Origin of the sequence: Pseudomonas gingeri, from assembly GCF_013385425.1 — a bacterium.
In the GTDB taxonomy this organism is placed as follows: Bacteria; Pseudomonadota; Gammaproteobacteria; order Pseudomonadales; family Pseudomonadaceae; genus Aquipseudomonas; species Aquipseudomonas gingeri_D.
In genome coordinates, this window is sequence record NZ_JACAQA010000030.1 from 1 (window position 1) to 20344 (window position 20344).

Annotated in this window: 14 protein-coding genes; 11 read left to right on the plus strand and 3 right to left on the minus strand. The window is 61.7% G+C overall.

Going from position 1 to position 20344, the window contains the following annotated elements:
* Both HX830_RS27050 and HX830_RS27055 read right to left on the minus strand, forming a co-directional pair.
* On the minus strand, positions 1-1058 hold a 1058-nt coding region (locus tag HX830_RS27050; protein ID WP_177103724.1), incomplete at its 3' end, for a ribonucleotide-diphosphate reductase subunit beta.
* A gap of 440 nt (positions 1059-1498) precedes the next feature.
* Positions 1499-1762, minus strand: coding sequence for a DUF2790 domain-containing protein (locus tag HX830_RS27055; RefSeq protein ID WP_100944753.1), 264 nt, complete (start codon positions 1760-1762; stop codon positions 1499-1501).
* Positions 1763-2177: 415 nt separating this feature from the next.
* Between HX830_RS27055 and acs the strand changes: the two genes are divergently transcribed.
* The 7 genes from acs (at position 2178) to HX830_RS27090 (ending at position 10072) form a co-directional block, all read left to right on the plus strand.
* Positions 2178-4133 carry an acetate--CoA ligase gene (gene acs / locus HX830_RS27060; protein ID WP_177103726.1) on the plus strand — a complete coding sequence of 652 codons (1956 nt, stop codon included), beginning with the start codon at positions 2178-2180 and terminating at the stop codon, positions 4131-4133.
* Positions 4134-4794: 661 nt separating this feature from the next.
* Positions 4795-5571, plus strand: coding sequence for an ABC transporter substrate-binding protein (locus HX830_RS27065; protein ID WP_100944751.1), 777 nt, complete (start codon positions 4795-4797; stop codon positions 5569-5571).
* Between the two features lie 91 nt (positions 5572-5662).
* Positions 5663-6352 carry an ABC transporter permease gene (locus tag HX830_RS27070; protein ID WP_100944750.1) on the plus strand — a complete coding sequence of 230 codons (690 nt, stop codon included), beginning with the start codon at positions 5663-5665 and terminating at the stop codon, positions 6350-6352.
* Positions 6349-7047 (plus strand): ABC transporter permease, encoded by a 699-nt coding sequence (locus tag HX830_RS27075; protein WP_177103746.1) that lies wholly within the window; start codon positions 6349-6351, stop codon positions 7045-7047. Before HX830_RS27070 ends, HX830_RS27075 begins: the two co-directional genes overlap by 4 nt.
* Before the next feature lie 2 nt (positions 7048-7049).
* The gene (locus HX830_RS27080) at positions 7050-8162 is read left to right on the plus strand and encodes a succinylglutamate desuccinylase/aspartoacylase family protein (protein WP_103496549.1); all 1113 of its coding nucleotides are present in this window, start codon (positions 7050-7052) and stop codon (positions 8160-8162) included.
* A 28-nt stretch (positions 8163-8190) separates the two neighbouring features.
* Entirely contained in the window at positions 8191-8955 is a 765-nt protein-coding gene (locus HX830_RS27085) for an ABC transporter ATP-binding protein (protein WP_103496548.1), read from the plus strand.
* A 124-nt stretch (positions 8956-9079) separates the two neighbouring features.
* On the plus strand, positions 9080-10072 hold the full coding sequence (locus HX830_RS27090; protein ID WP_103496552.1) for a GlxA family transcriptional regulator: 993 nt from the start codon (positions 9080-9082) through the stop codon (positions 10070-10072).
* A 3-nt stretch (positions 10073-10075) separates the two neighbouring features.
* Here HX830_RS27090 and HX830_RS27095 read toward each other — a convergent pair whose 3' ends face one another.
* The gene (locus HX830_RS27095; protein ID WP_177103748.1) at positions 10076-15040 is read right to left on the minus strand and encodes a dermonecrotic toxin domain-containing protein; all 4965 of its coding nucleotides are present in this window, start codon (positions 15038-15040) and stop codon (positions 10076-10078) included.
* 263 nt (positions 15041-15303) lie between these two features.
* Here HX830_RS27095 and HX830_RS27100 point away from each other — a divergent pair, with 263 nt between their 5' ends.
* The 4 genes from HX830_RS27100 to astD all read left to right on the plus strand — a co-directional run bounded on the left by HX830_RS27100 (position 15304) and on the right by astD (position 20322).
* Positions 15304-16524 carry an aspartate aminotransferase family protein gene (locus tag HX830_RS27100; RefSeq protein ID WP_100944745.1) on the plus strand — a complete coding sequence of 407 codons (1221 nt, stop codon included), beginning with the start codon at positions 15304-15306 and terminating at the stop codon, positions 16522-16524.
* 213 nt (positions 16525-16737) lie between these two features.
* Positions 16738-17757 carry an arginine/ornithine succinyltransferase subunit alpha gene (aruF, locus tag HX830_RS27105; protein WP_100944744.1) on the plus strand — a complete coding sequence of 340 codons (1020 nt, stop codon included), beginning with the start codon at positions 16738-16740 and terminating at the stop codon, positions 17755-17757.
* A 73-nt stretch (positions 17758-17830) separates the two neighbouring features.
* On the plus strand, positions 17831-18856 hold the full coding sequence (gene astA, locus HX830_RS27110) for an arginine N-succinyltransferase (RefSeq protein WP_103496545.1): 1026 nt from the start codon (positions 17831-17833) through the stop codon (positions 18854-18856).
* The gene (astD, locus tag HX830_RS27115) at positions 18853-20322 is read left to right on the plus strand and encodes a succinylglutamate-semialdehyde dehydrogenase (protein WP_177103774.1); all 1470 of its coding nucleotides are present in this window, start codon (positions 18853-18855) and stop codon (positions 20320-20322) included. Before astA ends, astD begins: the two co-directional genes overlap by 4 nt.
* Positions 20323-20344 lie beyond the last annotated feature (22 nt).

The following is a 20344-nucleotide window of genomic DNA, read 5'->3' on the forward strand; positions in this document are numbered from 1 at the left end:
GCCGCGTTCATGCCCAACACGCCGCGTGGCATGGTGTCACGCGCGTATTCGATTTCCAGCTGGGTGCCCTGCAGGATCATCTGGGTGGCTTCTTCCTTCATCTCGGCATCCCACAGGTGCGGGTTCTCGATCTTGATCTGGTTGATCACGTCGATGCCGAAGTTCAGGTGCATGGACTCATCCCGCAGGATGTACTGGAACTGCTCGGCCACGCCGGTCATCTTGTTGCGACGACCCATGGACAGGATCTGGGTGAAGCCGCAGTAGAAGAAGATGCCTTCCAGCACGCAGTAGTAGGCGATCAGGTTGCGCAGCAGTTCCTTGTCGGTCTCGACGGTGCCGGTCTTGAATTCCGGGTCGGAGATCGAACGGGTGTACTTCAGGCCCCAGGTGGCCTTTTTCGCCACGGAAGGAATCTCGTGGTACATGTTGAAGATCTCGCCTTCATCCATGGCCAACGATTCGATGCAGTACTGGTAGGCGTGGGTGTGGATCGCCTCTTCGAAGGCCTGGCGCAGGATGTACTGGCGGCACTCGGGGTTGGTGATCAGGCGGTACACGGCCAGCACCAGGTTGTTCGCCACCAGGGAGTCGGCAGTGGAGAAGAAACCGAGGTTGCGCATGACGATGCGGCGTTCGTCGTCGGTCAGGCCTTCCGGGTCTTTCCAGAGGGCGATGTCGGCGGTCATGTTGACTTCTTGCGGCATCCAGTGGTTTGCGCAGCCGTCGAGGTACTTCTGCCAGGCCCAGTCGTACTTGAACGGCACGAGCTGGTTGAGGTCGGCGCGGCAGTTGATCATGCGCTTTTCGTCGACCGCGACACGGGCCGAGGCGCCTTCGAGTTCAGCCAGGCCTTCGGCAACGTCCAGGGCATCGAGGGCTGCCTTGGCACGGGCGATGGCAGCCGAGTCGGAAGCGGTCACGGCACGGGCCTCCTGGGCCGCGGCGCCACCGGCGCTGTCGAGGCGGTCCATGTTGGCTTCGGTGGCGTGGCCGGCGTTGGCGCCCTTGACGGCCACCTCGCCTTCTTCTTTGTCGAATTCGTCCCAGCTCAGCATGACGTGTCGTCTCCTGCGTGAGGGCCTGATGCCCGTGTGAAAAACACTGATGGTTGGCTTGTCACACGACCAATGGCCGCTTTGGATCTAAAGGATATGTTGCTTGCAGCAGCGGTTCGTGCACGCAAAAACATGGAATAGGTACGGGATGACCCCGTGTCGTCGACGGGAGAGGGCGCCGGGCCTTCCCCTGTGGCCTGCAAGGGCCTGAATCAACGAGGGTTTTCAGCTCGATTCGACGCTTTTTCAGGCGCGAATGGATGCCGACAGTATAGGGAATTTGTCCGTTTGTTTCAGCCAGTTTTTGTCGCCAGGGAGGCGAAATGATCCGGACCGGGGCGCGGAGGTCGTGGCGGCGGGGGATGCGGGGAGGAACACCTTTGCCGCAAGAAGCGCTTCTTGCGGCGGGTGGTTTTGCAAGGGTGGATCAGGCCGGGATATTAACCGTGGGAGCAACCGTTACCCATGACGCGGTATTCCATGATATGCCGGGCGCCCTGGGAGTCTTCATAGACCATGCGCGCCGGGACAACTTCGCAAACATCCGGAACTTCACTCATGGAGATAACTTTCTGAATATCCGGGTGAGAACTGTAAGTGTACTCTTCCACCGGAACGGTGTGGCTGGCAACGTCGGTTGGAATCTCGTCAGCCATGGCGGTTGCACACAGGCTGCTGAGGGCCAGAACGACTAGAGCTTTCATCTCGATTTACCTTCTTCGGGTCGTAAGGGGTCACATGGCCCTTGTGAGGCCACGTGTGGAACGGTGTTGATTGGAGTTCGAATTAACGGCCTTCGTGGGGGCTGTCGCTAAGTTAATTCGCTGCCTTAGTTGGCGGAATCAATGTTAAGAGTCTACAAAACATTCATATAGAGGGGGTTTTGATAAAGACTATTGACAAAACCTGTAACAATCGTCGAAAAAACGTCTCCGGAGACCGTTTCCCGAGTTATTTTCAGGGTGTCGGAAATCGCTACAGGCAGCGTGCTTGAGGCCTTGCAGCGATTGAACCGAGGTTTTGCAGGGTTTTGTTACTACCATCGTCGAATGGCTCCATGGCGCAGGCCCGGCTACAACAGGGTCATAAAACAACAACATATCCACCGAGGTAAGAAAGATGAGTGCGGCTTCCCTGTACCCCGTTCGTCCTGAGGTCCTGGCGACTACGCTGACCGACGAGGCGACCTACAAGGCGATGTACCAGCAGTCGGTCGTCAACCCCGACGGCTTCTGGCGTGAACAAGCCAAGCGCCTCGATTGGATCAAGCCTTTCACCACGGTGAAGCAGACTTCCTTCGACGATCACCATGTCGATATCAAGTGGTTTGCCGATGGCACCCTGAACGTTTCCTATAATTGCCTGGACCGCCATCTGGCCGAGCGTGGCGATCAGGTCGCGATTATCTGGGAAGGCGACGATCCCGCGGATTCGCGCCACATCACCTATCGCGAGCTGCACGAGCAGGTCTGCAAATTCGCCAACGCGCTGCGTGGCCAGGATGTGCATCGCGGCGACGTGGTGACCATCTATATGCCGATGATCCCCGAAGCCGCAGTTGCGATGCTGGCCTGTGCCCGCATCGGCGCGATCCACTCGGTGGTGTTCGGTGGTTTCTCGCCGGAAGCCCTGGCCGGTCGCATTATCGACTGCCGTTCTAAAGTGGTGATCACCGCCGACGAAGGCGTTCGCGCCGGCAAGAAGATCCCCCTCAAGGCCAACGTCGACGACGCCCTGACCAACCCGGAAACCAGCAGCGTCCAGAAAGTCATCGTGTGCAAGCGCACCGGTGGTGCGATCAAATGGAACCAGCATCGCGATATCTGGTTCGAGGACCTGATGAAGGTGGCCGGCAGCGTCTGTGCGCCGAAAGAGATGGGCGCCGAAGAGGCGCTGTTCATCCTCTACACCTCGGGCTCCACTGGCAAGCCGAAGGGCGTGCAGCACACTACCGGCGGTTACCTGCTGTATGCGGCACTGACCCACGAGCGGGTATTCGACTACCGTCCGGGCGAGGTCTACTGGTGCACCGCCGATGTCGGCTGGGTTACCGGCCACACCTACATTGTCTACGGCCCGCTGGCCAACGGCGCGACCACCGTGATGTTCGAAGGCGTTCCTAACTATCCGGATATCACCCGGGTGGCGAAGATCGTCGACAAGCACCAGGTCAATATCCTCTATACCGCGCCGACCGCGATCCGCGCCATGATGGCCCAGGGTACCGCGGCCGTCGAAGGCGCCGATGGCAGCAGCCTGCGCCTGCTGGGTTCGGTGGGCGAGCCGATCAATCCGGAGGCCTGGGATTGGTACTACAAGAATGTCGGCAAGTCGCGCTGCCCGATCGTCGACACCTGGTGGCAGACCGAGACCGGCGGCAACATGATGAGCCCGCTACCGGGCGCCCATGCGCTCAAGCCGGGTTCGGCGACACGGCCGTTCTTCGGTGTGGTGCCGGCGCTGGTGGATAACCTGGGCAACATCATCGAGGGCGCCGCCGAAGGCAACCTGGTGATCCTCGATTCGTGGCCGGGTCAGGCGCGGACCTTGTACGGCGATCACGATCGTTTCGTCGACACCTACTTCAAGACCTTCCGTGGCATGTATTTCACCGGTGACGGCGCACGCCGCGACGAGGACGGTTACTACTGGATCACCGGGCGCGTGGATGACGTGCTGAACGTCTCCGGCCACCGCATGGGCACTGCCGAGATCGAAAGCGCCATGGTCGCCCACCCGAAAGTCGCCGAAGCGGCGGTGGTCGGTGTGCCCCACGATATCAAGGGGCAGGGCATCTATGTCTATGTCACCCTCAACAGTGGCGAAGAGCCCAGCGAAGCGTTGCGCCTGGAGTTGAAGAACTGGGTGCGCAAGGAAATCGGGCCGATTGCTTCGCCGGATGTCATCCAGTGGGCACCGGGCTTGCCGAAGACCCGTTCGGGGAAAATCATGCGACGGATCCTGCGCAAGATTGCCACGGGCGAGTACGACGGCCTGGGCGATATCTCCACCCTGGCGGACCCGGGCGTGGTGCAGCATCTGATCGATACCCACAAGACCATGAACGTCGCGTAACACCTGTTCAGGGTTGACTGAGCCCCGTCCGGCATTGCGCCGGGCGGGGCTCTTTGCGTTCTGTGGCCTGTCTTGTTTCCGTAGGAGTCGGCTGGCTGGCGATGGCGGCCGGAAGGGCGCGGCAAGGCTCAGGGCCTCATCGCCAGCAAGCCGGCTCCCACAAGGTGGCGGTGTCCGTGAATGAAGTGAGATAAATATCGGTTTTTGCTGTGAATTCCTCTCTCTGTTACCGATTTTTCGGTAGGTAACCAAATGTGTCACTCGCCGCCCGAACACGGGGCAAAGGGAAACGCTGCTGCCCGTTTTCGGTCAGAATCCAGGGCCTTTTAAATCTCATCGAACGCCGTGCTTGCCGGAATAGAAGGCTTTGCCAATAATAGGCCCGCTATTTGCAGGATAGATCGGTTACCCCTTCTTTCGCTCTTGCATAAAAATCAAGAGCTGTCAATGCGTCCATCCCGCTTTCTCGGCGCTTCTGTAATTAGTTGTCGCATTGAGGAAATATCGGCTTCGGACCTGTCGTTAGAATGCCGATCACTCGCTGGTTGTGGCGCACGCTGAACGCGCTCGCCGTTGACCGTTACGCGAAGACTGCTTTCCCATCCGCATATTGGGCTGTTGCTCACTCTGCCGTTTTGCCCTTTACCGATGGAGTCTCAAGATGAAGAAACTCGTGCTGCTTGGCGCCCTGGCACTGTCCGTGCTGTCGCTGCCGACCTTCGCCGATGAAAAACCACTGAAAATTGGTATCGAAGCCGCTTACCCTCCGTTCGCCTCCAAGGCGCCGGACGGCAGCATCGTTGGTTTCGACTACGACATCGGCAATGCCCTGTGCGCAGAGATGAAGGTCAAGTGCGTCTGGGTCGAGCAAGAGTTCGACGGCCTGATCCCGGCCCTCAAGGTTCGCAAGATCGACGCCATCCTGTCGTCGATGTCGATCACCGACGATCGTAAGAAATCGGTCGATTTCACCAACAAGTACTACAACACCCCGGCGCGCCTGGTGATGAAGGAAGGCACCGTTGTCAGCGACAACCTGTCCGAACTCAAGGGCAAGAAGATCGGTGTGCAGCGCGGTTCGATCCACAACCGTTTCGCTGAAGAAGTCCTCAAGCCGCTGGGCGCTGAAATCAAGCCTTACGGTTCGCAGAACGAAATCTACCTGGACGTGGCCGCCGGTCGCCTCGACGGCACCGTGGCTGACGCCACCCTGCTGCAGGACGGTTTCCTGAAGACCGATTCCGGCAAGGGCTTTGCCTTCGTCGGTCCGCAATTCACCGACGAGAAATACTTCGGTGACGGCATCGGTATCGCCGTGCGCAAAGGCGACAAGGCCGATCTGGACAAGATCAACGCCGCCATCGTCGCGATCCGTGCCAACGGCACGTACAAGCAGATCCAGGACAAGTACTTCGACTTCGATATCTACGGCAAGTAAACCGCCGCGGTGACAAGTCCGAAATGGCGCAAGCAGCAGAAGCTCTGAGGTTTGCGCCATTTTTTCATCCCTAATTCCGAGGATCTGAATCATGTTGAAAGGCTACGGGGCTGTCATCCTCGATGGCGTTTGGCTGACGCTTCAGCTCGCCTTGTCGTCCATGGCCCTGGCCATTGTCCTGGGCTTGATCGGGGTGGCCTTGCGCCTGTCGCCGGTGCGCTGGCTGGCCTGGCTCGGCGACCTGTATGCCACGGTCATCCGTGGGATTCCCGACCTGGTGCTGATCCTGCTGATTTTCTACGGTGGTCAGGACCTGCTCAACCGCGTCGCGCCGTTGCTCGGTTTTGACGACTACATCGACCTCAACCCCCTGGTCGCCGGTATCGGCACCCTGGGTTTTATTTTCGGCGCTTACCTGTCGGAAACCTTCCGCGGGGCCTTTATGGCGATCCCCAAGGGCCAGGCCGAAGCCGGCATGTCCTACGGCATGAGCAGCCTGCAAGTGTTTTTCCGGGTGCTGGTGCCGCAGATGATTCGCCTGGCGATTCCCGGTTTCACCAACAACTGGCTGGTGCTGACCAAGGCCACCGCGCTGATTTCCGTGGTCGGTCTGCAAGACATGATGTTCAAGGCCAAGCAGGCGGCGGATGCCACCCGCGAGCCTTTCACCTTCTTCCTCGCAGTGGCGGCGATGTACCTGGTGATCACCAGCGTCTCGTTGCTGGCATTGCGTCACCTTGAGAAGCGCTACTCGGTAGGCGTAAGGGCGGCTGATCTATGATCTTCGACTACAACGTCATCTGGGCAGCCATGCCGCTGTACCTCGGCGGCCTGCTGACCACTTTGAAGCTGCTGGCCTTGTCGTTGCTGTTCGGTCTGCTGGCGGCATTGCCCCTGGGGCTGATGCGGGTGTCCAAGCAGCCGCTGGTGAATATCAGCGCCTGGCTCTACACCTACGTGATCCGTGGCACGCCGATGCTGGTGCAGCTGTTCCTGATCTACTACGGCCTGGCCCAGTTCGAGGCGGTGCGCGAGAGTTTTCTCTGGCCCTGGCTGTCGAGCGCGACCTTCTGTGCCTGCCTGGCCTTTGCCATCAACACCAGCGCCTACACCGCCGAAATCATCGCCGGCAGCCTGCGGGCCACGCCCAATGGCGAGATCGAGGCGGCCAAGGCCATGGGCATGTCGCGCTACAAGCTGTACCGCCGCATCCTGCTGCCGTCGGCCCTGCGCCGGGCGCTGCCGCAGTACAGCAACGAAGTGATCATGATGCTGCAGACCACCAGCCTGGCGTCCATCGTCACCCTGATCGACATCACCGGTGCCGCCCGTACCGTCAACGCCCAGTATTACCTGCCGTTCGAGGCCTACATCACCGCCGGCGCGTTCTACCTGTGCCTGACCTTTATCCTGGTGCGGCTGTTCAAGTTGGCTGAACGCCGCTGGTTGGGTTACCTGGCGCCGAGGAAGCACTGACTATGCAACGTATCGATCATCCTTTGCCCTGGGGCAGCCTGGGCACGGAGCGCCAGCTGTCGGTGTTCCGTTTCGGCAGTGGCGAGCGCAAGGCCTATATCCAGGCCAGCCTGCATGCCGATGAATTGCCGGGCATGCGCACGGCCTGGGAGCTGAAAAAGCGCCTGGTCGAGCTGGAAGCCCGCGGTGCCCTCAAGGGCGTGATCGAGCTGGTCCCGGTGGCCAATCCGATCGGTCTCGGCCAGTTGCTGCAAGGTAATCATCAAGGACGTTTCGAGTACGGCAGCGGCAAGAACTTCAATCGCGATTTTGTCCAGTTGACCGAGCCGGTCAGCGCCTTGGTGAAAGATCGCCTGGGCGATGATCCGCATGCCAACATCCGACTGATTCGCCAGGCCATGCTTGAGGTGCTGGCTTCTCTGCCGGCGGCGACCAGTCAGTTGCAAGGCATGCAGCGGGTGCTGTTGAGCCACGCCTGCGATGCCGACCTGGTGCTCGACCTGCATTGCGATTGTGAAGCCGCGTTGCACATGTACACCTTTCCCCAGCACTGGCCGCAGTGGCGTTCCCTGGCGGCGCACCTCAAGGTTCGTGTCGGGCTGCTGGCGGAAGAGTCGGGCGGCACCTCGTTCGACGAGGCCTGTTCGTTGCCGTGGTTGCGCCTGTCCCGGGAGTTCCCGGACGCGCAGATTCCGCTGGCGTGCATGGCCACCACCATTGAACTGGGTGGCCAGGCCGATACCGGTCGCGAGCAGGCCGAGGCCCAGGCCGAAGGGATTCTGGCGTTTCTCGCGGAGCAGGGCCTGATCGATGGCGAATGGCCCGCCGCGCAACAGGAACCTTGCGAAGGCATGCCGTTCGAAGGCACCGAGCTGCTCTATGCACCGCACCCCGGCGTGTTGAGTTTCCTGGTGCCGGTGGGCAGTTGGGTGGAAACCGGCGACCCGCTGTTCGAAGTGATCGATCCGTTATCCGACCGGGTCAGCACCGTGTGTGCCGGCACGAGCGGTGTGTTGTACGCCGTGGAGCGGCTGCGTTACGCCCAACCCTCGATCTGGCTGGCCAAGGTGGCGGGGCGCGTACCGCTTCGCCACGGACGCCTGCTCAGCGACTGACCTGACTGTTTTTGTGAGAACCGACCGCATGTACAAGCTTGAAGTCCAAGACCTGCATAAACGCTATGGCAGTCACGAAGTGCTCAAGGGCGTGTCCCTGGAAGCCGCCGCCGGCGATGTGATCAGCATCATCGGCTCCAGTGGCTCCGGCAAAAGTACTTTCCTGCGCTGCATCAACCTGCTGGAACAGCCCTATGCCGGGCGCATCCTGCTGAACAATGAAGAGTTGAAGCTGGTGGCCGGCAAGGACGGCGCGCTGAAGGCCGCCGACCCGAAACAGTTGCAGCGCATGCGTTCGCGGCTGTCGATGGTGTTCCAGCATTTCAACCTGTGGTCGCATATGACCGCGTTGGAAAACATTATCGAGGCACCGATTCACGTCCTCGGCATGTCGAAGAAAGAGGCGCTGGAAAAGGCCGAGTACTACCTGGCGAAAGTCGGCGTGGCGCATCGCAAGGACGCCTACCCGGGCCATATGTCCGGCGGCGAGCAGCAGCGCGTGGCGATTGCCCGGGCGCTGGCGGTGGAGCCGGAAGTGATGCTGTTCGACGAGCCGACCTCGGCCCTCGACCCCGAGCTGGTGGGCGACGTGCTGAAGGTGATGCAGGCCCTGGCCCAGGAAGGCCGGACCATGGTGGTGGTGACCCACGAGATGGGCTTTGCCCGTGAAGTCTCCAACCAGCTGGTGTTCCTGCACCAAGGCGTGGTCGAAGAACGCGGTAATCCGCGCGAGGTGTTGTCCAACCCGCAGTCCGAGCGTCTGCAGCAATTCCTCTCCGGCAGTTTGAAATAGTCGTCGCTTTTTATGCTGCCGTTGCGCACCCAAATAGGTCATGCTGCGCGCCGAGCGCGGCGTGGTCTACTTTGAGTTGGTTGCCCTCGGCTTTTCACTCTGTTCTGTTTTCGGATTGCCTGCCATGACTGCCCATCGAATTGGTTTCCTGATTTGGCCCAGCACCCAAGCCTTGACGCTGGCGCTGGCCGAGGAGGCCTTGCGTGTCGCACAGCGGGTGCATCCGGAAGTCGTCTACGAATTGTCTTTCCTGCAGGCCGAAGTGCCTGGCGAGGCCTTGGCCGGTGGTGGCTGGCAACTGCCGGGCGAGCCCTGGGCCGGCAAGCTGGAAGGCTTCCAGAAACTCTTCCTGCTGGCCGACGAGCCGCCGACCAGCCTGGCGCCGGCCTTGAGCAGCGCCCTCAAGCAACTGGTTCGCGCCGGTTGCGTGGTGGCCGGTTTGTCCGCCGGGGTCTACCCGCTGGCCCAACTTGGTTTGCTCGATGGTTATCGCGCGGCGGTGCACTGGCGCTGGCAGGATGATTTCGCCGAACGTTTTCCCAAGGTGATCGCCACCAGTCATCTGTTCGACTGGGACCGTGATCGCCTGACCGCCTGTGGCGGCTTGTCGGTGCTGGACCTGTTGCTGGCGGTACTCGCCCGTGACCACGGTGCCGAGTTGGCCGGTGCGGTTTCCGAGGAGCTGGTGGTCGAGCGCATCCGCGAAGGCGGCGAGCGCCAGCGTATTCCATTGCAGAACCGCCTGGGCTCCAGCCATCCGAAGCTGACCCAGGCCGTGCTGCTGATGGAGGCCAATATCGAGGAACCGCTGACCACCGACGAGATCGCCCAGCATGTCTGTGTGTCGCGGCGCCAGTTGGAGCGGATCTTCAAGCAGTACCTCAACCGCGTGCCGAGCCAGTATTACCTGGAACTGCGCCTGAACAAGGCCCGGCAGATGCTGATGCAGACCAGCAAGTCGATCATCCAGATCGGCCTGTCCTGCGGTTTCTCCTCGGGGCCGCACTTCTCCAGCGCCTATCGCAACTTCTTTGGCGCCACACCCCGTGAAGATCGCAACCAGCGGCGCAGCAGCAGCCCGTTCGAGTTGTCGTCGGTGCCTTCGGAACGCGGCTAAGGCTTATTCTTCGCGGGGCGTGGGCGGCGTTATGGGGGAAAGCACCGGTGGGACACTGCCGCCATTGTCGCTGTCGCTTTCACTCTCTTCGCCGCTGCTCACATCGTCGCCGATCAGGATTCTGACCTGCTGCACACCGCCGTTCAGCTCCCTGTAGCTGCGGACTCTTTGCAGGCTGGTCTCGCTCAGGGGATTGTTCCTGAAGTCATAGGTCACCGCTTGCGAGGTCGGGACTTCGAACAGGCTTTCCGGTATGTCTCGGATCTGGTTGTCGCGCAAGTCGGCAATCCCCAGCACACGGAGTCCGAACAGTCCCTCGGGTATCTGTTCGAGGCCGCTGTCGCTCAGGTCGAGCACTCTCAGGTCGGTCATCCGTGCGATGTTCGGTGTCAGCAGCATGCCCTCGGTGCGCGGCGGGTCCGGTTGCAGCGGGTTGCCGGACAGATCAAGCATCTGCAGGCCGGTCATGTCCGCGAGCTGCTGGTGCGTGGTGTCGCTCAGTTGGATCTGGCCATAGGGCAGATCCAGGTTTCTCAAGTGCGGCATGTCGAAAATCGCGGCGGGAAAATCCCGGTCGATAAAACTGGAGGCATACAGCACGCGTAGATGGGGGAAGCTGTGGAGGAAACCATCGAGCCCGTCGCTGGCGCCGTAACCATGGAGCTCCAGGCGGGCGATATGACTGAAGTCGGCTGAAAGCGCGGGCAGTCTGCCGGTGATCCTCTGGGTGAAAGAGAAGCTATACAAGCGTGTGCCGTCGGGCAGTATTTCTTCGCTCTGGCGTTGCCAGCTCCGTTGCAACTGTTGGGCAAAGTCGTCTCGGTTCAGACTTTCCAGCGCCAACTCGACCGGACTCAATGGCTCCTGCGTTTGCGGGTGATGCGTGGGGACATCGCCGCTCCAGGCCTGCAGATCGGCGCGCAGTTGGCGGTATTGGGCTTCCAGTCGACTCAACTGGTTCAAGGAGTCCTCGAGGACTCGCGGTTGAGCCCGGATGAAACTCTCCAGCTGTTCGCCATTCAGGCCCGGATAGAGCGCCTGGATACGTGTTCGCTCGGCCAGGGACTGAACGCCGAGCGAGTGGCCGGTTCTGCGGTAATAGTCCCGGGCGCGTTGCAGGCTGGTCTCGGACAGCGGGTTGCCGTTCAGCTCCAGGCCGGAACCGAGCTCGCCGGAGATCTCGTTGAGCGTCTGCGGCAGGTCGCTGATGGCGTTGTCGTTGAGCAGGGCGGCTTCCAATCGCGGCAGTTCGAACAGTCCATCGGGAAGCGCGTTGATCCCGGTGCGACTCAGATCGACGACCGCCAGTGCAAGCAGTTGACGCAGGTCGGGGACCAGGCCGAGGGGGTTGCGGCTCAGGTCGAGAATCTCCAGGGCTCGCATGCCGTTGAGTGCCTGCCTCGTCTGGACGTTCAGGCGCAGATTGCAGTTGATCAGGCTCAGCTCGGTCAGCGGCCCGCGTGTGATCGATTCGGGCAGGCCGTTGAGTTGGAAGCCGCGTATGGAGAGCCGGCGCAGATTGGGAAAGTGTTCCATGAACTGGCCCAGCTCCCGGGCCGGGGAGTCGGCCACCAGGTTCAGGTAGCGGACGTGGTTGAAGTCGACGGACAGTTCGGGCAGTTCCCCCAGCAGGCCATTGGCGCTGAGGGTGTAGCCGTGCTCATCGGGATTGTTGGAGTAGAACAGGTCGGGTTCACGGCGCCAGCAACGCCGGATGGCTTCGGCGAACTGGGCGCGGGTGCGTTGCTGGTTGAGGCGCTGCATCAGGCTCAGGCGTTCCCCGCTGACCGGGTGAGAGGAGGAGGTGATGAACGACCATAGCTCCAGTTCTTCCGTCAGTTGTTCGTAGGCCTGCTCCAGCCGCCGTATTTCATCAAAGACCCGCATGCTGTTCAGGCTGCCGATAAATTGCCGGATCTGCTCATCGGAAAAGCTCGGGAACAGCCGGGCTACCCGATCTTCGAGGGCCCAGCGACTGCCCGCCTGGGGCGCTCCACGGCCGCTGAGTTGATAACCGGGGCGCCTCTTGGCCAAGGCCATGGGCGATGGTTCGCTGGGGATGGCGGGTGGCATATCCAGCAACTGGCGGATTTCATCAGGCCCCGGCAGGCGGCTGTTCTGCACGGCTTGCTGGAGTTGGGCACCCTGCTTGGGATTGGGGTAGCCCAGTTCACTGCGCTGGGTGTCTGGCAGGGCATGCAGCAGCGATGCGTAGAGATCGTCGGAATCGTGCAGTTCCTGGTCCAGGGCATCGCGGGCCTGGTACAGGTCGTTTTCCTTGATCAGCACTTTGCGGATCGGCGCGTTGCTGGCACCGATACTGTCGAGCAACGGCCCGGTCGAGGATTGCGTGCGTATCTCGATGCGCACTTGCGTGGACCAGCCCGGGAGGCGTTGCACGCTGTGCAGGATCAGTTTTTCGCTGTCGGCATTGCCGCTCGACGCCAGGTACAGCCCCTCGCGGGCGCGGGCCAGGCGCACTTGCTGCTGATACAAGGCGGCTTCGTCGGCGATGCCCGGGGCGATGTGGGCGGACTCGCGCAAGGCTTGCAGTTGTGCGCCGCTGGCCTGTTCGGCGAGCTCTTCGAGCACGGCCACGGGCAGCTCGGGAAACGCCTTTTGCAGAACACCCACCGAGGGATCCTGTGATTGAGTGCGAAACCGGTATTGCGATTCGAACAGGGCTTTTCGGCGCAGGTGGGCATGGCGGGCGATTTGCTTGCGAAAGTTCAGCAGCCGGGTTTCCGGTTTTTCGGCGGGGGTGGCGAAACTCTGGCTTTCCCCCAGCAGTCCGCGGATATCGCTTTCATCGAGGTCGGGCGAGTTCAGCACGGTCTTGAGCAGATCACCGTTGTGCAATCGGTCGAGCGAGATGACCACCCGTTGCCCCTGGGCCGTGCCGCTGCGCACGGTCTCCATGACCACTTGTCCCTGATCGTCCACAAACCTTAGTGCCTTGGGTTGCGATTGCCAGAAGTCGAGCAGGATCTGCTCCTGCATGCTCTCGTCGGGCGTGGCCTCGCCGCGGGCCATCTGCTCGATAAAGCGCTGGATATCGCGGTCGAGGCGAAAGCGCAGCAGGCTGTCCTTGAGCAGTGCCGGGGGCCGCTGGCTGTCGAAATGCACCCGGCGCAACAGGGCTTCGTCGGTATCGCTGACGGCCATGATCCGCGCGGCGTCGAGGTCGGAAAAGGCTTCGCCGGCCAGGCTCAAGCGGTGCATCAGTTGCGGGCCTTGCCACTGCAAGGGGTTCTCCAGTTCGTGAAACCAGGCACCGGCACCGTTATGCCTGAAGGTTGGTGAGTATTGGTTGGGGCGGCGGGGGTGTTTGATCCGGCCACGATTGCCCTGCGGGTTCAGTTCGACTTCATAGGCCTTGTCACCTTGTTTGAGGTATTGGCGGTCGTTGATTTCATACAGGCCGCTGGCGTTCGGTTGTGCGCTTTCGGGCAGTACCGATGATTGCTCGTAGGGCGTCAGGTCGGGTTTCCACAGGGTGCTTTCGCCAGTGGGCAGGGTTACCTGTTTCAAGTCCTTGACCAGTCCGGCCCCGGCGAAGCGATGGGCGACCACGGTGATGCCGCCAATCAGCGCCAGGTTCAGGGTGACGCCGATCAGACCCTGGAGGCCTTGCTCGCGCTCGTCGTGACGCCAGTCCTCGATGCCGTTGTAGATCTGGCTGAACAGTTGCGCGCCGGCCACCGCCAGCATCGCTTCGCCCAGGCCGGGGACGAACAGGGCGGCGACGTTCAGCAGGTTCAGGCCGATATTGCCCAGCGATTGCAGGTAGTCCCGGTGGTCCTGGCGGTCGATATCGGCCACCGGCACGGCGCTGAAATTACCATCGTCCAGCAGCTTCACCAGGTGCTGGGTATAGAGCTCGCGCAGCGGGTGACCGATCAGCGGAAAACGTTTGAGTTGCAGGTCGGTCGTCGTGCCTGAGGTGTCAAGGTGGCGTTCGAGGGCACTGAGAAAAGCTGATTGGGTACGCTGGTTGACGTAGCGGTTGAAGAAGCTCCGGTAGTCGATGCGGCCCAGGCGGTGGCCCAGCTCCTGTTCGAATGCCTCGAAGCTGGCGTATTGCTTGAGGGCCTGCTCCGGATCACCGCTCAGATAAACGATGCAAGGTCGGTTGCGCGCTACCAGGGTGTCCTGGTGCTCGATCAGCCAGGCGCCTTTGAGCGTGACGCCGGTCGAACTGCTGAGCGGTGTTCTGAAGTTGAACATTTGCAGTTCAAAGCAGCTTGCGGGTTTGCCATCCCAGTAGGTCAAGCGACCCTGTTGGCTGGCGGCCAGCAAAAACTGGTGGGTCGAACGGCTGATATTGCCTTTCATCAGGGCAATATGGGTCTGGGTGATCAGTTCGTAGCGTTCACTGAGTTCAAATTGATCACGAAAGCGGTTGTCCGCTTCGCCGGAGGGCTTTTTCGGCAGCAGCACCGCGCTCATATGGCGGTCGTACTGGCCACCGATATCCAGCTCCCGGCACAACTCGACGAACGCCCGGAGCGTGAAGGCCTGGATGGGCCGGTTCTGCCTGGCGTTGGCCTGGCGGTACAGGCTGGACTCATTATAAAAAACCAGGTTTTCCTGCCGGGGGGCAACGAAGTTCTTCAGGGCAGCTTCCAACAGGCTCATATCGACGACGGAGACCTTGCGCGGCGTCGAGAGTGTGGCGGCAGTGACCAGTCGCACGCAGTTGATCCGGTCGCGCTTCGGGTCCAGTCTGTACCCGAAGCGGCTGCTCAGGGCATTGGACAGGATCGGCACGGCAAAGGCCTCAAGGCCCTGCAAGGCTTGCAGGTATTCCGCCAGTCTGGCCTTGTGGGTATGGGTCAACAACAGGCTGTCGCCATGGGCCTGAAGCAGGGTCCGGGAGGCGTCGGTCAGCCAATCCGGCAGTTTGTTTTTGATCAGTTCGAAATTATCGGGGTAATGCGGCAGGTCAGTTTCGGCGGGTATCGGCATGGCGCGGTTTCTCGTGCGGCGGTAAAGCTGCGAGGCTATCCAGCGCCCGGGGACAACCGTGCCTAAATAGATACCAAAACCCGGGCCAGCGTTTAAACTGCGCCTTTGCGACGCAATTTGTCGCATTGCCGACAACCTCGGCAAAACCCGGTTTGGCGCTATAAGAAGTTGTCGCTTGGCGGCAAGGCCTGACCTAAAACTGTCCTTACAATCCCCCCATCGCTCGCCAGTTCCAGGCAGGCGTTCCTCTTCAGGAGACTCCGATGTCCGTTGAGCAAGCTCCGGTGCACCGCGCCGATTTCGACCAGGTCATGGTTCCCAACTACGCACCTGCGGCTTTTATTCCTGTGCGCGGCGCGGGTTCCCGAGTATGGGACCAGGCGGGCCGGGAGCTGATCGATTTCGCCGGCGGTATCGCGGTTAACGTCTTGGGCCACGCGCACCCGGCGCTGGTCGGTGCGCTGACCGAGCAGGCGAACAACCTGTGGCACGTATCCAACGTCTTCACCAACGAGCCGGCCCTGCGCCTGGCCAAGAAGCTGGTGGACGCGACCTTCGCCGAGCGCGTGTTCTTCTGCAACTCCGGCGCCGAAGCCAACGAGGCCGCCTTCAAGCTGGCCCGTCGTGTCGCGTTCGACCGCTTCGGTTCGGAAAAATACGAGATCATCGCCGCACTGAACAGCTTCCACGGTCGCACCCTGTTCACCGTGAACGTGGGTGGCCAGTCGAAGTATTCCGACGGCTTCGGTCCGAAGATCACCGGCATCACCCATGTGCCGTTCAATGACCTCGACGCGCTGAAAGCCGCGATCTCGGACAAGACCTGTGCCGTGGTGCTGGAACCGATCCAGGGCGAGGGTGGCGTGCTGCCGGCCGAGCTGGCCTACCTGCAAGGCGCCCGCGAGCTGTGCAACCAGCACGACGCGCTGCTGGTGTTCGACGAAGTACAGACCGGCATGGGCCGTAGCGGCTCGCTGTTCGCCTATATGGAATACGGCGTGACCCCGGACATCCTCACCAGCGCCAAGAGCCTGGGCGGCGGTTTCCCGATTGCCGCGATGCTCACCACCGAAGCGCTGGCCAAGCATCTGGTGGTCGGCACCCACGGCACCACCTACGGTGGTAACCCGCTGGCGTGTGCGGTCGGCAACGCGGTGATCGACGTGATCAACACCCCGCAGGTGTTGAGCGGCGTGAAAGCCAAGCACGACCTGTTCAAGACCCGCCTGGAGCAGATCGGCGCCAAATACGGCCTGTTTACCCAGGTCCGTGGCATGGGCCTGTTGCTCGGCTGCGTGTTGGCCGATGCCTGGAAGGGCAAGGCCAAGGACGTGTTCAACGCCGCGGAAAAAGAAAACCTGATGATCCTGCAAGCCGGCCCGGACGTGATTCGTTTCGCCCCGAGCCTGGTGGTTGAAGACGCGGACATCAATGAAGGCCTGGATCGCTTCGAGCGCGCCGTGGCCAAGCTGACGCAAGCCTGATGGACCGCCCGCTGGTGGCCCGGGATGGCTGCCAGCGGGCCAAATTTCCTGTACCTGTAGGAGCGAGCTTGCTCGCGATGATCGTCAACGATAACGCGGGGCATCCGATACCCCGTGGTGCCTGGGCCACCATCGCGAGCAAGCTCGCTCCTACCCCGGTATTTTTTTTCTGTCGGTACACACCGACCTGTTCTGGATTGAAGGAGTGACACCATGCTGGTGATGCGCCCCGCGCAAATGGCTGACCTGGACGAGGTACGGCGCCTGGCCGCGGACAGCCCGATCGGTGTCACTTCCCTGCCGGACGACGAAGGCCGCCTGCGCGACAAGATCGCGGCAAGCGAAGCCTCGTTTGCCGCCGAAGTCAGCTTCAATGGCGAAGAAAGCTATTTCTTCGTGCTCGAAGACACGGCCACCGGCAAGTTGGCGGGCTGCTCGGCGATTGTTGCCTCGGCCGGTTACTCGGAGCCGTTCTACAGCTTCCGTAACGAGACCTTCGTGCATGCGTCCCGCGAGCTGAAGATCCACAACAAGATCCATGTGCTTTCGCAGTGCCATGACCTGACCGGCAACAGCCTGCTGACCAGCTTCTACGTGGTCCCGGAACTGGTCGGTTCGACCTGGTCGGAACTCAATTCCCGTGGGCGCCTGCTGTTCGTCGCCAGCCATCCGGAGCGCTTCGCCGATTCGGTGGTGACCGAGATCGTCGGTTACAGCGACGAACACGGTGACTCGCCGTTCTGGGACGCCATAGGTCGCAACTTCTTCGACCTGAACTACGCGGCGGCCGAGCGCCTGTGCGGCCTGAAAAGCCGGACCTTCCTCGCCGAACTGATGCCGCATTACCCGATCTACGTGCCGTTGCTGCCGGACGCCGCCCAGGAGGCGATGGGCCAGGTGCACCCGCGTGCGCAGATCACCTTCGACATCCTGATGCGCGAAGGCTTCGAAACCGATCATTACATCGACATCTTCGACGGCGGCCCGACCCTGCATGCGCGGGTCAGCGGGATTCGCTCCATCGCCCAGAGCCGGGTGGTGCCGGTGAAGATCGGTGACGCCTACAAGGGCGGCGGACGCCAGTACCTGGTGTCCAACGCGCTGCTGCAGGATTACCGCGCGGTGTTGCTGGAACTCGATTATGCGCCGGGCAAACCGGTCACCCTGGACCTGCAAGCCGCCGAAGCCCTGGGCGTCGGCGAAGGTGCCAGCGTGCGCCTGGTAGCGGTTTAAGGCCGGTATCGAAAGCAGCCTTACAGCGAGTTTCGCGGGCACCCGTCAGCCGGTGCCCGTTTGAGGAGATAGCATGATCGTTCGTCCCGTACGCAGCAGCGATTTACCCGCTCTGATCGACCTGGCCCGTAGCACGGGCACCGGCCTGACCACCTTGCCGGCCAACGAAGAGCGCCTGGCCCATCGGGTCGGTTGGGCGGAGAAAACCTTCACTGGCGAGGCCGGTCGCGGCGACGCGGACTATCTGTTCGTGCTCGAAAACGATGAGGGCCGCGTGGTCGGTATCAGCGCCATTGCCGGCGCCGTCGGCCTGCGTGAGCCCTGGTACAACTTCCGGGTCGGCCTGACGGTCAGCGCCTCCCAGGAACTGAAGATCTACCGCGAGATTCCGACGCTGTTCCTGGCCAACGACCTGACCGGCAACTCCGAGCTGTGCTCGCTGTTCCTGCACGCCGATTATCGCAGTGGCCTCAATGGCCGCATGCTGGCCAAGGCGCGGATGCTGTTTATCGCCGAGTTCCCGGAACTGTTTGGCAACAAGATCATTGCCGAAATGCGCGGCATGTCCGACGAAGCCGGGCGCTCGCCGTTCTGGGAAAGCCTGGGCCGGCACTTCTTCAAGATGGAGTTCAGCCAGGCCGATTACCTGACCGGCGTCGGCAACAAGGCTTTTATCGCCGAACTGATGCCCAAGTTCCCGCTGTACACCTGCTTCCTCTCCGAAGAGGCGCGCGCGGTGATCGGCAAGGTCCATACCGACACCGAGCCGGCACTGGCGATGCTTAAAAGCGAAGGCTTCAGCTACCAGGGTTATGTCGACATCTTCGACGCGGGCCCGGCGGTGGAATGCGAAACCAGCAAGATCCGCGCGGTGCGTGACAGCCAGGCGCTGGTGCTGGCGGTCGGCACCCCGGGTGATGATGCCACGCCGTACCTGATCCACAACCGCAAGCGCGAGGACTGCCGCATCACCGCGGCTCCGGCGCGCCTGGCGGCGGGCACCCTGGTGGTCGATCCGCTGACCGCCAAACGTCTTCAACTCAGTGCCGGCGATCAGGTTCGCGCGGTACCGCTGTCTGCTTCCAGGGAGTCGAAATAATGAGCACGCTTTACATCGCCGGTGCCTGGCAGGAAGGCCAGGGCGAAGCCTTCGAATCGTTGAACCCGGTGACCCAGCAAGTGCTGTGGTCCGGCAAGGGCGCCAGCGCCGCGCAGGTCGAGGCCGCCGTGCAAGCCGCGCGCCAGGCGTTTCCGGCCTGGGCCAAGCGTTCCCTCGACGAGCGTATTGTCGTACTCGAAAGTTTTGCCGCGCATCTGAAAAGCCGTGCCGACGAGTTGGCCCGCTGCATCGGTGAAGAGACCGGCAAGCCCTTGTGGGAGGCGGCGACCGAAGTGACCAGCATGGTCAACAAGATCGCCATCTCGGTGCAGAGCTACCGTGAACGTACCGGCGAGAAGAGCGGCCCGCTGGGCGACGCCACCGCCGTGTTGCGCCACAAGCCCCACGGTGTGGTGGCGGTGTTCGGGCCTTACAACTTCCCGGGCCACCTGCCCAATGGACATATCGTGCCGGCTTTGCTGGCCGGTAACAGCGTGCTGTTCAAGCCGAGCGAGCTGACTCCGAAGGTTGCCGAGCTGACCGTGCAGTGCTGGATCGAAGCCGGTCTGCCGGCTGGTGTGTTGAATCTGTTGCAAGGCGTGCGGGAAACCGGGATCGTCCTGGCGGCCAATGCGGGAATCGACGGTCTGTTCTTCACCGGTTCGAGCCGCACCGGCAACCATCTGCACCAGCAATTCGCCGGGCGTCCGGACAAGATCCTGGCCCTGGAAATGGGTGGCAATAATCCGCTGGTGGTCGATCAGGTCCAGGACCTGGACGCGGCGGTGTACACCATTATCCAGTCGGCCTTTATCTCGGCAGGTCAGCGTTGCACCTGTGCCCGTCGCCTGCTGGTGCCTGAAGGGGCCTGGGGCGACAAGCTGCTGGAACGTCTGGTTGAGGTCAGCGCGACCATTGAGGTCGGTGCGTTCGACCAGCAGCCGGCGCCGTTCATGGGTTCGGTGGTATCTCTCGGTGCCGCGCGTGCCTTGATGGATGCCCAGGCGCATCTGCTGGGGCATGGCGCGCTGGCGTTGCTGGAAATGACTCAACCGCAAGCCAATGCGGCGTTGCTGACCCCGGGTATTCTCGATGTAACGGCAGTGGCTGATCGTCCTGACGAGGAATTGTTCGGGCCCTTGCTGCAAGTGATTCGCTACGCTGATTTCGACGCGGCGATTGCCGAGGCCAACAACACGCAGTACGGCTTGGCGGCAGGCCTGTTGTCGGATTCCGAGTCGCGTTACCAGCAGTTCTGGCTGGAAAGCCGGGCCGGGATCGTCAACTGGAACAAACAACTGACGGGTGCTGCCAGCAGTGCACCGTTCGGCGGGGTCGGGGCCTCGGGCAACCATCGCGCCAGTGCCTATTACGCGGCGGATTATTGCGCGTACCCGGTGGCGTCCCTGGAAACGCCTAGTCTGACAGTGCCGGCGACTTTGACGCCGGGTGTTCGGCTCTCCTGAGCCGTCATACGCAGATGATTTG